This is a genomic window from Mesorhizobium sp. WSM4809 (assembly GCF_055811655.1).
On the sequence record NZ_JBVVQW010000002.1, the window covers coordinates 425,904 to 438,650 of the forward strand.

Annotated in this window: 11 protein-coding genes and 1 tRNA gene; 8 read left to right on the forward strand and 4 right to left on the reverse strand. The window is 61.9% G+C overall.

Annotation, left to right across the window (positions count from 1 at the left end):
• The first annotated feature begins 163 nt into the window (after positions 1 to 163).
• Together cpdR and AC0L24_RS06555 are read left to right on the forward strand one after the other, a co-directional pair.
• Positions 164 to 526, forward strand: a complete 363-nt coding sequence (gene cpdR, locus AC0L24_RS06550; protein WP_006199474.1) for a cell cycle two-component system response regulator CpdR — start codon at positions 164 to 166, stop codon at positions 524 to 526.
• Between the two features lie 114 nt (positions 527 to 640).
• A tRNA-Val gene (locus AC0L24_RS06555) sits at positions 641 to 715 on the forward strand.
• Between the two features lie 182 nt (positions 716 to 897).
• On the opposite strand, the gene AC0L24_RS06560 is transcribed toward AC0L24_RS06555, so the two are convergent.
• The 3 genes from AC0L24_RS06560 to AC0L24_RS06570 form a co-directional block, all read right to left on the reverse strand.
• Positions 898 to 1,293, reverse strand: coding sequence for a hypothetical protein (locus tag AC0L24_RS06560; RefSeq protein ID WP_292680867.1), 396 nt, complete (start codon positions 1,291 to 1,293; stop codon positions 898 to 900).
• A 14-nt stretch (positions 1,294 to 1,307) separates the two neighbouring features.
• Positions 1,308 to 1,667: a lysozyme inhibitor LprI family protein gene (locus tag AC0L24_RS06565; protein WP_127272393.1), complete on the reverse strand. Its 360-nt coding sequence runs from the start codon at positions 1,665 to 1,667 to the stop codon at positions 1,308 to 1,310.
• A gap of 310 nt (positions 1,668 to 1,977) precedes the next feature.
• On the reverse strand, positions 1,978 to 2,184 hold the full coding sequence (locus tag AC0L24_RS06570) for a hypothetical protein (RefSeq protein WP_127267240.1): 207 nt from the start codon (positions 2,182 to 2,184) through the stop codon (positions 1,978 to 1,980).
• 407 nt (positions 2,185 to 2,591) lie between these two features.
• Between AC0L24_RS06570 and AC0L24_RS06575 the strand changes: the two genes are divergently transcribed.
• Positions 2,592 to 4,859, forward strand: coding sequence for an alginate lyase family protein (locus AC0L24_RS06575; RefSeq protein WP_473563572.1), 2,268 nt, complete (start codon positions 2,592 to 2,594; stop codon positions 4,857 to 4,859).
• Positions 4,860 to 5,016: 157 nt separating this feature from the next.
• Here the strand turns inward: AC0L24_RS06575 and AC0L24_RS06580 are convergent, their stop codons facing one another.
• The gene (locus tag AC0L24_RS06580; protein WP_127809382.1) at positions 5,017 to 6,171 is read right to left on the reverse strand and encodes a dihydrodipicolinate synthase family protein; all 1,155 of its coding nucleotides are present in this window, start codon (positions 6,169 to 6,171) and stop codon (positions 5,017 to 5,019) included.
• A gap of 239 nt (positions 6,172 to 6,410) precedes the next feature.
• On the opposite strand from AC0L24_RS06580, the gene AC0L24_RS06585 reads away from it, so the two are divergent.
• Genes AC0L24_RS06585 through AC0L24_RS06605 form a run of 5 tightly spaced genes read left to right on the forward strand, consistent with a single transcriptional unit; the run spans position 6,411 to position 12,669 of the window.
• The gene (locus AC0L24_RS06585; protein ID WP_027037607.1) at positions 6,411 to 7,469 is read left to right on the forward strand and encodes a LacI family DNA-binding transcriptional regulator; all 1,059 of its coding nucleotides are present in this window, start codon (positions 6,411 to 6,413) and stop codon (positions 7,467 to 7,469) included.
• Positions 7,466 to 9,067 (forward strand): acyl CoA:acetate/3-ketoacid CoA transferase, encoded by a 1,602-nt coding sequence (locus AC0L24_RS06590; RefSeq protein WP_127809381.1) that lies wholly within the window; start codon positions 7,466 to 7,468, stop codon positions 9,065 to 9,067. Before AC0L24_RS06585 ends, AC0L24_RS06590 begins: the two co-directional genes overlap by 4 nt.
• Positions 9,060 to 9,836, forward strand: a complete 777-nt coding sequence (locus AC0L24_RS06595; protein WP_127809380.1) for an enoyl-CoA hydratase/isomerase family protein — start codon at positions 9,060 to 9,062, stop codon at positions 9,834 to 9,836. Before AC0L24_RS06590 ends, AC0L24_RS06595 begins: the two co-directional genes overlap by 8 nt.
• 10 nt (positions 9,837 to 9,846) lie before the next feature.
• Entirely contained in the window at positions 9,847 to 11,358 is a 1,512-nt protein-coding gene (locus AC0L24_RS06600; protein WP_473563573.1) for an aldehyde dehydrogenase family protein, read from the forward strand.
• A gap of 57 nt (positions 11,359 to 11,415) precedes the next feature.
• Entirely contained in the window at positions 11,416 to 12,669 is a 1,254-nt protein-coding gene (locus tag AC0L24_RS06605) for an ABC transporter substrate-binding protein (protein WP_127267247.1), read from the forward strand.
• Positions 12,670 to 12,747 lie beyond the last annotated feature (78 nt).

The following is a 12,747-nucleotide window of genomic DNA, read 5'->3' on the forward strand; positions in this document are numbered from 1 at the left end:
CTTGCAAGCCTCGTGTCCAGCATTTCGGCCGCAGCACACGCCCGGTAAATATGGATCATCCCCGTCAGCGTTCACTTGATGTTTACCCTCACCTCCTCATATACAGGATGGTTAACGGGCTTGCCCAACGGCAACCTCGGGCGGGTGATTCGGACGGGATATCATGGCACGCATTCTTCTGGCGGAAGACGACGACGATATGCGTCGGTTCCTCGTCAAGGCGCTGGAGCGCGCCGGTTACCAGGTCAGCGATTTCGACAATGGCGCCAGCGCCTATGAGCGGCTGCGCGAGGAACCGTTCTCGCTGCTGTTGACCGACATCGTCATGCCGGAGATGGACGGCATCGAACTGGCGCGGCGCGCCACAGAGATCGATCCTGATCTCAAAGTCATGTTCATCACCGGTTTCGCCGCCGTTGCGCTGAACCCGGATTCCAAGGCGCCGAAAGACGCCAAGGTGCTGTCGAAACCGTTCCATCTGCGCGACCTCGTCAACGAGGTCGAAAAGATGCTGCAGGCGGCCTGAGCCGTTTTTAGCCGAGGCGCCGCACTCTTCGCCACTGCGGCGAGACGACGCCTTCTTTCCTTTTTCCTGCTATTGACGCGCTGGATCAAAAATGGTGTATGCGCGGCTTCGGATGGGCGTGTAGCTCAGCGGGAGAGCACTGCATTGACATTGCAGGGGTCACAGGTTCAATCCCTGTCACGCCCACCATCCAACCAGACAAGCAGATCTTGCATCGGCATTTCCCGGCTGGTTCCCCAGAGGTAGAGAAGTTCGCATAGGTTGACTTATAGCCTGCACCTGGCGCAACGCCGCATGCAGTGCTTGAGCTTGGCGAACGGTTCTCGATTGGGTCGAGGCCGGACTATCGGGGCAAGCCTTGCGAAGCCAGCCTACTGGTCATCGTCATCGCCATTGTCTGGATTGTCGACCAAACATCCCGCGCCGTGACACCCTTGGTAATTGCCTTGAGTGTCGAAATTCGGATTGCCGTCCTTGTCGTAACTCGGCCTTGGGTCGATGTAGCTGTCGTTCTTTCGACGCGCTTCCTTGCGATCCTTGTCTCTCTGTTCCTGCGCAGCCATGCGATCCAATGAGCGCTGCTCGTCTTCTGAACGTTGTGAAGTCTGTTGCATCATGCAGTCGGCAAACCTGTTGGTTCCAGGCCTGTAGCCGTAAGAAGCGCACTGTTGCTGATCCATTGCGCGCTGATCCTCAGCGCTGACGCAACCAGCAACCGCCAACGGCGCAAGCGCGATCAGCACATATCTCATCTTGAAATTCGGCATTTTGTCACTCCAGATCATTCTGATGGCACCGGGCAAGAGAGGTCACCCTCCTGGCAGTTCAGGTAGGCCCTCAACTGCCTGGTGCGAGCCTTGGTCAGTTCAGCCTGACAAGCAGCGGCAACCATCGGCGCCGCGGAGCCACCATCGTCACCGCTGGATTGAAACGTGCATTCGGCGTTGCGGAACGCAATCCACGCTCTCTGCGCTTTCACCAACCGTGCCTTGCCGTCGGAATCATCCGTAAGCCGCTTCTGGATTTGCTTGAAGGTTTGGTTCAACGCCTGATCGGCTCTTTTGAAGTCCGAAGCTGGATCAGCCAGAGCCGCGGTGGCGGCGAACGACAGCATGGCGACGCCAGCAAGTAGAAAACGCATGATTGTATCCCCGGAATGAAAACAACCACAAGTAAGCACGCATGGGGGCAGCCGACAAGCACCGAAAAATTAGTAAGCAAAGGGTTGTCGGGTTCAACAACGCAGGACGGACGAGCTGGGGCCGTGAGGTGATATGCGGTGAATGGCCGCCACAAGCTGACGTTGAGATTTGCCGTTTCACCATTGTCGTGGGCGGCGCCGGCGAGTTTCGCAACCCGGTCCTGACAGACCGGACGCCGGACGCAAACGCCGTCGCGGAAAGCTGTGCGCCCGTCCCGGTGCTGACCGGGAAGGGCGACAGGCAATCAGATCATTGCGGCTCTGGATCAGGCGTATTTCCCGGCCTGTCGCCGCCGCCCTTGCCTTCACGGCAAGGCTCGCCGATGCCGCAGCATTTGCCGTTGTAGGTGACGCCGGGCTTCAGCTTGTCGCATTCCCTGGGAGCGGTTGTCTTGCAGCCGGCCAGCACCGAAACGGCGATGGCGGCCAAAAGGACGTTTCTTGAAACAGTAAACATCAGACGTTCTCCTTGATGGACCATGTTTGGACACATCGCTTGGTCGCGCCTCGGGAGAAATTGGTTCACAAGAAAATTGCGATCACCGGCGGAATCTTTTTGCGAGCTTGCCTTCGCGTGAAGGCGCATCGCCGATGCCGGGGCATTTGCCATGCTATGTGGTTTTCGGATTTGATTTATCGCATTGTCTTGTCGGCGTTGCCTGCAACCTGCCGTGACCGATGCAGCAGAACCGTAACAGGACATTCGCAACATTGCAGGCGAGAGACGTTTTCCATGATTGATCGCGTTGGACAATTCAGGGCTTGGTCGCCTCACACTCAGAAATGGTCCAGGGTCGAAGGCGGAATGGTTGGCGAAACTGCGCGCATTCCCGAGGCGGTGATCGGGTCTCCTTGCGTGCCGTCATGAGTTCACAGTCCAGAAGGGAAAAACTGTCGCCTTGGCCGAAGATACATCGCGAACTGAACCGTGTGCGCACGCAATTGCAGTCGCCGTGGTCGACATTGGGCAACGCGCTCATTTCCGCAAAGCAGAACGCTGAATACCGACGCGAACTCGGCAAGCGGATCGAAGCCGCCCGCGAGACTTACACGGCGTCGCCGATCTCGCAGATTGCCGACAGCTTCATGCTCGTCCGGATCATCGGCAATGATCTGGAACCGCGACACCGCAAGGGCCAGTCATTCGACAACGTGCTGTTCATTCTGGACAACGAACCGGTCTTCGACGCCTGCGAAAAATTCTGGATCGTCAATCGGATAGTCGACACCGACGAGGAAGCCCGGATCATCGGCCTGCTCGAAAGCCGCCGTCAGAATTTTCACACAATCCCCTTCGAACTCGATGCGTACCGGAAGATATCCTGGGACGTCGACCAGCTTGTTGCCGGCGACCTCAGATTCTCAGAGAAGGGCCGGGCGAGCGGAAAGTCCGCGCGTTACGAAACGCACATCCGCCGCAGCAAGAACCTCTATGTGATGAACAACAATGGGGCTCGCAACGCCGCGCTCGCGATTGCCCGCGGCAGGGCAAAATGGCTGATGCCCTGGGACGGGAACTGCTACCTGACAGGCTCTGCGTTCCAGCGGATACGGTCCGCGATCGAGAGAAACCCGCACCTTCCCTACGCTGTGGTGCCCATGGCGCGTATTGTCGACAATGCGCTTCTGCTGGACCAGAGCTTCCAGCCGCCGGCCGAGGAAGAGCCGCAGATCATATTTCGAGCCGATACCACGCAACTGTTCGACGAAAACTATGGCTACGGAAGGCGGCCAAAAATCGAGATGCTGTGGCGGTTGGCAGTTCCCGGCCCCTGGGATCGCTACCGCGACGACGCCTGGGATTTTCCACGCCCGGTCCGGGCAGCGGATGCCGGGCTGCTCCAGAAAGCGGGCTGGGTGGCGCGCCTGGATTCAGGACGTTCGCATCTGGAGATCGGCAAGGCCGGCTTCGTCGCGCGTCTGGTCAGCCGCGACCAGGCGATCGTCGATATGGTCGATCAATGTGACGCCAAGGCAGTCGCCGCTCGGCTTGATACCTCCCGCCTGGCTTTCTATGACGAAGACGCCCTCGCCCACGCGGTAAAGGACGGACCCATCCTGCGCTATCTCGAAACCGCGGCCGGTCAGGCACTCGCCCGCGGTCCATTCAGCGTGCTCGACAAGACTGGCCGAGCCCCCAGCGGGGATCCCCAGGACTATTTTCACCCGGCGCCTTACTGGTGGCCCGACCCCGACAGACCCGATGGCCTGCCCTATATCAGGCGCGATGGCGAACGCGTGCCCGGCACGGCATTGTATGCAGCAGGAAGCGAAACCTACGATCGCACACGTTTACAGCGCGTCTTCGACGACACAACCGTGCTTGCGCTCGCCGCAACCGTGCTTGATGGACGTCATTACGCCGTCCACGCCGCGAGGCTCATTCGCGCATGGTTTGTCGATCCCAAGACAAGAATGAACCCGCATTTGCGCTATGCGCAGGTGCGGTCGGGCCACGACAACAATGAAGGGGCCGGCTACGGCATCATCGAGCTGAAGGATTTCTATTTCTTCCTGGATGCCGTACGCTTGATCGAGCGAACAGGAGTACTGGGCGACGAGGATCGCGAGGCGTTCAGAGCCTGGCTCGGTTCCTACTGTGAATGGCTGGACACCGCGCCGGCAGCCGCGACGGCCTTCTGCAGCAGCAGCAACCAAGGAACGTACTACGATTTGCAGCGGGCATCGATCGCCACATTTCTTGGCGACAGCGCCACCCTGGCCAAGATCAGCCTCTATGCTCGGGAGAGATTGGCGACCCAGATCGCAGCCGACGGCTCCTTGCCCAGGGAACTGTCCCGCACGCGCCCCAGGCACTACGCCATGTTTACCTTGCAAGGCTGGACGTCGCTGGCCCGTGTCCTGTCTTCGGTTGGTGACAATCTCTGGCAGCACAAGACAGCCGAGGGACTGGGACTGGTCCAGGCGCTGCACTGGCTTGTTGCGCACGAGAACAAGCCACACACCATGTCGGCCGAAACTGTCGATCCGGATCGGCTTGGGCCGCTGCTTCTCGACCTGACGCATCATGATCCCGCAGGGATGCCACCTGCCGATCTGGGAAGGGCGGCCAAGCCCATTTTTCATCCAGACGAGGCAATCGCGCCTTTTTGGCTGTGGCGAAGACGTTAGAGCAGTTCACCGTTTCACGGAAACGGCGACCCGCTCTAACTCCTTGTTTTTACGCAATTCCGGACGGAAAACCGTTTCACACTTTTCCTGGAATTGCTCTAGGGACATCCGGCATTCCTGGCCTGTCACGTCGATGATGAGAACCACTTTCCCGAAATCAAACGCCCGCGACGGTGCAAAGGCTCTTCATTCTGGCCACCGCCAGATCGGGATCAGCGAGCAATCCTGCCTGGTCGGCAAGGCGGAACACGTCGGCATAGTGACGGATGCCGCGCGCCGACTGCATGCCGCCGACCATCGCAAAATGGTCCTGATGGCCATTCAGCCAGGCAATAAAGACGATGCCGGCCTTGTAGTACTCGGTCGGCGCCTCGAAGATTATTCGCGATAGCGGCACGGTCGGCGCCATCAATGTGTCATAGCCGGCGCGGTCACCCTCCGCCAGTTTCGACAGCGCCGCGTTGGCGACCGGCGCAATCGCGTCGAAAATACCGAGCAGTGCGTGCGAGTGTCTTTTCTCGTCGCCGGCGATCAGTTCGGGATAATTGAAATCGTCGCCAGTGAACATGACGACGCCGTCCGGCAGACGGTTCCTCAGCGCGACCTCCTTGCCGGCATCGAGCAGCGAGATTTTTATCCCCTCCACCTTGCCAACGTGGCGTTCGATGATGGCAACAACTGTATCGAGAGCAGTCTCGAAATTCTCGCTGCCCCAATAGCCCCTGAGCGCCGGATCGAACATGTCGCCCAGCCAGTGCAGGATGACCTTGCCGGATGCTTGGGACAGGATGCGGTCGTAGACGCTGACATAGTCGTCCGGCCCCTTGGCCACAGCCGCCAGTGCCCGACTGGCCATCATGATCGCCTTGCCGCCCAAGCCTTCGATGAAAGCGAATTGCCGCTCATAGGCGGTGACCACATCGTCCAGCGTCCTGGCGGCGGCGGGTGCCAGATGGTCGGTCCCGGCACCCGAGGCGAGATCGGCGCCATCGACGGTACGCGCCTCGGCGATCGAACGGCGGATCAATTCCTGTGCATTCGCCCAGTCGAAACCCATGCCGCGCTGCGACGTGTCCATCGCTTCGGCGACGCGGAAGCCCAGCCGCCACAGATGGTGACGGAACGCCATCGTCCTGTCCCAGTCGACCACCGGCCTGGACCACGGATCGGTCATGGCAAGCGGATCGGCAACGACGTGCGCGGCGGCATAGGCGATACGCGAAAATCGCGCGCCGATGTCAGGCTGCACGGGCTCGCCAACCAGCGTGTACCGGGTGCTGCCGCCACCCTCACCAGGCAAGGAAATGTCCATCGATCTCTCCCTTCTCAACGCTACTAAATGGAACGTTCCAATAAATCAAGAACCTTTAAGATTCCGGCTCCACGGCAGGAAGAATGCTGCATTGCAACACAAATCCTTGTGGGGCAAGCCATTTGAGTACGCACAATCGGCGTTCGAGGCGCGGGAAAAATCCCGATTGACTTACGAGCGGAGCAGAGATTAGAACGTTCCAATAACTTTGGGCCTGCACTCGGGGAGGATGCATCTGGATGGCCAACCGGGCCAAGGCGACAATATTCGACATCGCCCGCGAAGCAGGCGTGTCCAAATCGACGGTATCGCTCGTGCTCCAGGGCAGCGGGCTGATCCGGCCCGAAACAGCGAGCAAGGTGCGCAAGGCGATCGAGGATGTCGGTTACGTCTACAACCGCGGCGCCGCCAATCTGCGCAAGGCGCACTCCAATGTGATCGGCATGGTCATCAACGATCTCACCAATCCTTTCTTCGCAGAGCTGGCGGTTGGCATGGAGCGGGTCTTCCAGTCGGCGGGCATCGTGCCGTTCATCGCCAACACGGCGGAAAATCCGGTACGCCAGGAAGAAGTGCTGAAGTCGTTGATGGAGCAAGGCGTCGCCGGCCTCATCGTGTCGCCGGCTCGCGGCACGACGCCGGGCGCCTTCAGGCGGATCGAGACGGCAGGTCTGCCGGTGGTCTTCGCCATGCGCCGGCTTCCCGAGAGCCGTATTCCGGTTATCGCGCCCGACAATCATCGCGGCGCCTATCTCGCCACCGCCCATCTGATCGGCAAGGGACATCGCAGGCTGGTCTTCTTCGGCGGTTCGTCCGACCTGGTGGTCTATCACGATCGGCTTGGCGGATTTCGCGAAGCCTGCGAGACGCAGGGCATCTCCGACCGCGACGCACTGGTCGTCGAGGGAGAGACCAGCCGCAGAGGCGGTATCGCGTGCCTCGAAACCGCTCTCGCTATGGCTGAACCGCCGACCGCGGCGCTCTGCTTCAACGACGCTGTCGCCTTTGGCGCCATGCTGGCGCTGCGCAAGCGCGGGCTTGAGCCGGGAACTGATTTCGCCATCGTCGGTTTCGACGATGTGGCCGAGGCCGAACATTACATGCCGGCTCTGACCAGCGTCGCGGTGGATTCGGCCGGCCTCGGCGAACGCGCCGCCCATGTCATGCTGAAAATGATCCAGTCGCGCACCACACGCGCCGAAGACCATATCGGCGCGGTCAATCTGGTCGTCAGGGAAAGCTGTGGCCCGGATCGCCGCACCCGAAACAGGACGGCCGGTTCGGGGAGCACGAATTGAGCAAGGTCGTTTCGGCAGCGCAGGCAGCGGGCCTGATCAAGGACGGCATGGTCGTATCCGTGTCGTCGTCGAGCGGCCTCGGCTGCCCCGACGCCGTGCTTGCCGCGATCGGCGAACGCTTCGACGGGGAAGGCCATCCGAAGAACATCACGACGCTGCACCCGATCGCAGCCGGGGACATGTACGGCATCAAAGGCATCGACCATCTGGCCAAGCCCGGCCTGCTGAAGCGTACTTTGTGCGGCTCCTACCCGTCCGGCCCCTCCTCTTCCGAACCGCCGCAGATCTGGAAGATGATCGGCGACAATTCGGTCGCCGCCTACAACGTGCCGTCCGGCATCCTGTTCGACATGCACCGCGAAGCGGCCGCCAAGCGGCCGGGCGTGCTGACCAAGGTCGGCCTCGACACCTTCGCCGACCCGCGCCACCAGGGCTGCGCCATGAACGCCGCCGCCAGCGAGCCGATCGTTTCGGTGCAGCAGTTCGACGGCGAGGAATGGCTCTATTTCCGCTCCATCGTGCCGCAGGTCTCGATCATCCGCGCCACGTCAGCCGACGAGCGCGGCAACCTCACCTACGAGCATGAGGGCGCCTATCTCGGTGGCCTCGAACAGGCGCTCGCCGCCCGTAACAATGGCGGCATCGTTATCGCGCAGGTCAAGCGCGTCGTCGAAAACGGTACGCTGAAACCGCATGACGTGCGCGTGCCGGGCGTCCTGGTCGACCATATCGTCGTCGCGCCCGACCAGTTGCAGACGACGCTGACACCCTATGACCCGGCGATCTCCGGAGAAATCTTCCGGCCGCTGTCGAGCTTCCGCACGCCGGAGATGAACGTCCAGAAAGTGATCGCGCGCCGCGTCGCCATGGAGTTGCGCGACGGCATGGCCGTCAACATCGGCTTCGGCATTTCCGCCAATGTCCCGCGCATCCTTCTCGAGGAAGGACAGCATGGCAAGATTACCTGGGTGATCGAACAGGGCGCGGTCGGCGGCGTGCCGCTGCTCGACTTCAAATTCGGCTGTTCGTCGAACGCCGACGCCTTCATGCCCTCGCCGCACCAGTTCATCTATTTCCAGGCGGGCGGCTTCGACGCCTCGCTGTTGTCCTTCCTGCAGATCGACCGCCATGGCTCGGTCAATGTCTCGAAGCTTTCGGCGCGCCCGCATGTCACGGCTGGCGCCGGCGGCTTTGTCGACATCACCGCGCGAGCGAAGAAGATCGTGTTTTCCGGCTTCTTCAACGCCGGGGCAAAACTCTCATTGGCCGATGGCGGCATCCGCATCGATCAGGAGGGCAAGGTCAAGAAGGTGGTCAACGAAGTCGAGCACATCTCGTTTTCGGGCAAGCGCGCAGTCGCGCAGGGACAGGACATCACCTATGTCACCGAACGCTGCGTGATGAGGCTGACGCCGGAGGGCCTGGTCGTCACAGAACTCGCACCCGGCATCGATCTGCAGCGCGATGTGCTGGCGCAGTCGGAAATTCTGTTGGGCATTGCCAAGGACCTCAAGACGACACCGGCAGCCCTCTATCAGGAGCAACCGATAGGCCTGTCGCTGAATGGCGGCGCCTCGCTTGGAGGCGCGCATGGCTGAGCACCTCGTCACCTTTGAAACCGACGGCGCCATCGGCGTCGTCACGCTGCGCCGGCCGGAGAAATTCAACGCGCTGGACATTCCGATGCTGCGCGCGTTGGAGACGGCGCTTGACGCGGCCGAGATGGCCGAGGGCGTCCGCGTCGTGCTGCTGCGCGGCGAAGGCAAGGGATTTTGCGCCGGTGGCGATGTCGAGGCCTGGGCGCGGATGAGTGCCGCCGATTTCCAGGTGCAATGGGTACGCTACGGCCACCGCGTCTTCGACCGGCTGGCGCGGCTCAGGCAGCCGACCATCGCTGTTTTGTCGGGCCATGCACTGGGCGGCGGGCTGGAGCTGGCTGTGGCTTGTGATTTTCGCGTGGCGGAAACACAGGTGAAACTGGGCTTCCCCGAAACCTCGATCGGTGTCGTACCCGGCTGGTCGGGCACGCAGCGCGCCGTGCGCCGCTTCGGCGCGCAGACGGTGCGCCGCATGGCGCTCGGCGGCGAGATCTTTCTCGCCCCCGAGGCACTCGCTCTGGGCATCGTCGACCGGGTGGTCGCGACTGGCAAGGCATACGACGAAACAAGGGCGTGGGCGGAAAAGATCGCCGAGCGCGGCCCGCTGGCGACCGAAGCCGCCAAGCTGATGATCGCGGTCGCCGAAGGCGAGGAAAGTGCCGCCGCCACCGAAGCGCTGGCCAGCGGCTTCATCGCCCTGACCGGAGATCTCAAGGCCGGCGTCGACGCCTTCAAGGCCAAGCAGAAGCCGGCCTTTTCGAGATCCTAGAGGAAAACAGATGAACGCCCCACTCAAGATCGCCATGCCGGCCGATGCGTCCGCGGCGCCGAAAGCGTACAGACTGCTGATCGACGGCAAGCATGTCGATGCCCGCGACGGCCGCACGATTGCTCGAAATAGCCCCGGCCACGGCTTCACCGTCTCGCACTACGCACAGGCCGGCGTGGCCGAAGTGGAAGCCGCTGTGCAGGCCGCCCACAAGGCGTTCGAGACCGGTCCATGGCCCCGGATGAAGGCGGCCGAGCGTGCCGCGATCCTGCTCAAGGCGGCCGACTTGATCGAGGCGCGGCTGGAAGAGATCGCCCGGCTCGATGCACTGGAATCGGGCAAGCCGATCGCCCAGGCGCGCGGCGAGATCGGCGGCGCCGTCGAGATTTGGCGCTATGCCGCCTCGCTTGCCCGCACGCTGCATGGTGAATCCTACGCCAATCTCGGCGATGCCATGCTGGGCGTCGTCCTGCGCGAGCCGATCGGCGTCGTCTCGATCATCACCCCATGGAATTTCCCGTTCCTGATCGTCAGCCAGAAACTGCCCTTCGCGCTCGCCGCCGGCTGCACGGCGGTGGTCAAGCCGAGCGAAATGACCTCGGCCTCGACCTTTGTGCTCGGCGATATCCTGATGCAGGCCGGCCTGCCCGCCGGCGTCGTCAATATCCTGGCCGGGCTTGGCGCCGATGTCGGCGCGCCGATGGTCAGCCACCCGCTGGTCGAGATGGTCTCGTTCACCGGCTCCACCCGCGTCGGCAAGATGACGATGGCGTCCGCCGCGCAGTCGCTGAAGAAAGTCTCGATGGAGCTCGGCGGGAAGAACGGCCAGATCGTCTTCCCGGACGCCGACCTCGAAGCGGCCGCCGATGCGGCGGTGTTCGGCGGCTTCTTCAATGCCGGCGAGTGCTGCAATGCCGGGAGCCGGCTGATCGTTCATGAGGCGATCGCCGACGATTTTCTCAGCACCGTCAAGGCGCTTGCCGCCAGGGTTACGGTCGGCGATCCGCTCGATGACCAAACCAAGGTCGGCGCGATGATCTCGTCCGACCATCTGAAGAAGGTGGCCGGCTATGTTTCTGCCGCTGAAGGCGACGGCAGCCAGGTTTACAGCGGAGGCAAGCAATTGGCCTCCAATGTCGGCCAATATCTTGATCCCACCATCATCCGCGGCGTTACCGAGGAGATGGCCATAGCGCGCGAGGAAGTGTTCGGTCCGGTGCTCTCGGTGCTGACTTTTGAATCGATTGAAAAGGCGTTGCACATCGCCAACAACACGCCCTATGGTTTGTCGGCGGGCGTGTGGAGCGCCAGCATCGACACTTGCATGTCGATCGCGCGTGGAGTGCGTTCGGGAACCGTCTGGGTGAACACATTCATGGAAGGTTATCCCGAGCTGCCTTTCGGAGGCTACAAGCAGTCCGGTCTCGGACGCGAACTCGGCAAACGCGCCGTCGAGGACTATACCGAGGAAAAGACAATCCAGTTTCATCGCGGCCTGCGCACCGGGTGGTGGGTCGGCTGAGTTGAGAAGAACCCGGTGGGCTTCACCGGTCGTGTAATGCAACAAGGGAGGTAGTACATGTTGCGCAAACTGCTAATAGGAACCGCTCTCGCATCCGGCCTGGCTTTCGCGGCCCACGCCGAGGACGTCAAGGAAGTGCAGATGCTGCATTGGTGGACGTCGGGCGGCGAAGCGGCTGCTCTCAACGTCCTCAAGGGCGATCTGGCCAAGGAAGGCTATGCCTGGAAGGACGTGCCGGTGGCCGGCGGCGGCGGCGATGCCGCCATGACCGCGCTGAAGGCGATGGTCGCGGCCGGCAATTATCCGACCGCCTCGCAGATGCTCGGCTACACCGTGCTCGACTACGCCGCTGCCGGCGTCATGGGCGACCTGACCGAAACGGCGAAGAAGGAAGGCTGGGACAAGTCCGTTCCGGCGGCCCTGCAGAAGTTCTCGGTCTATGACGGCAAGTGGGTCGCGGCGCCGGTCAACGTTCACTCGGTTAACTGGCTGTGGATCAACAAGGCCGTGCTGGACAAGATCGGCGGCACCGAGCCGAAGACCTTCGACGACTTCGTTGCCCTGCTTGACAAGGCCAAGGCGGCAGGCGTGATCCCGCTCGCTCTCGGCGGCCAGAACTGGCAGGAAGCCACCATGTTCGACTCGGTCGTGCTGTCGACCGGCGGACCTGAGTTCTACAAGAAGGCCTTCAACGACCTCGATGACGAGTCGCTGAAGTCCGACACGATGAAGAAGTCGTTCGACAATTTGGCCAAGCTCGTCACCTATGTCGACCCCAACTTCTCCGGCCGCGACTGGAACCTTGCCACCGCCATGGTCATCAAGGGCGACGCCCTGGTGCAGGTCATGGGTGACTGGGCCAAGGGCGAGTTCAACGCCGCCAAGAAAACGCCGGGCACCGACTTCCTTTGCTATCGCTTCCCGGGCACCGACGGCTCGGTGATCTACAACTCCGACATGTTCGGCATGTTCAACGTTCCGGACGACCGCAAGGCCGCCCAGGTCGCGCTGGCCACCGCCACCCTGTCGAAGAGCTTCCAGTCGGCCTTCAACGTCGTCAAGGGTTCGGTTCCGGCCCGTACCGACGTTCCGGACACCGACTTCGACGCTTGCGGCAAGAAGGGCATCGCCGACCTGAAGGCAGCCAACGAAGGCGGCACGCTGTTCGGCTCGCTGGCCCAGGGCTATGGCGCGCCCCCGGCGGTCGCCAATGCCTATAAGGATGTCGTCTCCAAATTCGTCCATGGTCAGATCAAGACCTCGGACGAAGCCGTGACCGAGCTGGTCAAGGCGATCGACGACGCCAAGTAAGCGCCACGCCAAAAATGCCTTCCCCGCTCCGGCGGGGAAGGCCCAGATCCGCGAACTTAGATCCGCGAAGCTGGTTGG